Origin of the sequence: Vibrio sp. 10N.222.48.A3 (genome assembly GCF_041475345.1) — a bacterium.
GTDB classification, from domain to species: Bacteria; Pseudomonadota; Gammaproteobacteria; order Enterobacterales; family Vibrionaceae; genus Vibrio; species Vibrio tasmaniensis_A.
Genome location: NZ_JBFRVX010000026.1, coordinates 1 through 1,385 on the forward strand (window position 1 = coordinate 1; position 1,385 = coordinate 1,385).

Sequence of the window (1,385 nt, forward strand, 5' to 3'; positions counted from 1 at the left end):
ATATAGTATTTGTGATTAATGCCGTTAAGTTAATAACTTAACGGCATTTTTTATGTTTACTGAACACTGAATAGCTCTTTACGTACCTAATATTCTTGTTCGCTTTCGAAAGAAAGCCTCACTCGGTATTTGTATTAATCGTTAATCAACGATAAACTTGTTTGCAAAATGGCCGAGTAAACAAGTTTGAGTTAGTTTTCTGCTAGCTCGTATTAAGCATTACTCTCTTCCTCAAATTCGGCCATCAACATCTTATCTATAGCAAATGGCAGTCTATCTCTATGTATGCATTAGAAATTGAGCAACTAAGAAAAACTTATGCAGGGGGCTTTGAGGCTCTTAAGGGCGTGAGTTTACAAGTAGAAAAAGGCGACTTTTACGCACTACTTGGCCCAAATGGTGCGGGTAAATCCACCACCATTGGTGTTATCTCTTCACTGGTTAATAAAACGTCAGGCAAGGTGAAAGTGTTTGGCTACGACATTGATACCGATCTGGAGTTAGCGAAGTTGAACTTAGGTTTAGTCCCGCAAGAGTTTAACTTTAACCCGTTCGAAACGGTTGAGCAGATCGTGCTACAACAAGCCGGTTACTACGGTGTACCGAAAGCTCTTGCTAAAGAACGCGCTAAAAAGTACTTATCTCAGCTCGATTTGTGGGAAAAGCGTGGCGAACGTGCGCGTAACTTATCTGGTGGTATGAAGCGTCGTTTGATGATCGCGCGTGCACTGATGCATGAGCCTCATTTGTTAATTCTTGATGAACCAACGGCGGGTGTTGATATTGAATTGCGTCGTTCAATGTGGGAATTCCTCAAGGAGATCAACGAGAAGCAGGGCATCACCATTATTTTAACTACGCACTATCTAGAAGAAGCGGAAATGCTGTGTCGTAACATTGGTATCATCAATCGTGGTGAGTTGATTGAGAACACCACAATGAAGTCGCTGTTGGGTAAGTTGAGTGCCGAGACCTTTATTCTTGATCTTGAAGAGGGTGCGACTGAACCTAAACTTGAAGGTGTGAATAGCCAAGTGATGGTTAATGGCTCGCTAGAAATCGAAATCGACAAGAATCGAGGTTTGAATACCATCTTTGATCAATTGAGTGAGCAGCAGGTAAAAGTTCTCTCTATGCGTAACAAAGCAAACCGCCTAGAAGAGCTATTTGTGAGTATCGTCCGTGAGGGGAATAAATAATATGTACAGCCTATATTGGACCGCTTTCTGCAGCTTGTTGACCAAAGAGATCAATCGCTTCACGCGTATCTGGGTGCAAACTCTGGTGCCGCCAGCGATTACCATGACGCTTTACTTCATCATCTTCGGTAACCTGATTGGTGCGCGTATTGGTGAAATGAATGGCTTTAGCTACATGGAATACAT

Annotated in this window: 1 protein-coding gene and 1 pseudogene; both read left to right on the forward strand. The window is 42.3% G+C overall.

Features of this window, described 5'->3' with window-relative positions:
• Positions 1-281 precede the first annotated feature (281 nt).
• Positions 282-1,199 (forward strand): ABC transporter ATP-binding protein, encoded by a 918-nt coding sequence (locus AB4653_RS01030; RefSeq protein WP_009847588.1) that lies wholly within the window; start codon positions 282-284, stop codon positions 1,197-1,199.
• A 1-nt stretch (position 1,200) separates the two neighbouring features.
• Positions 1,201-1,385 (forward strand): annotated as a pseudogene (locus tag AB4653_RS01035) (ABC transporter permease); the annotation flags it as partial.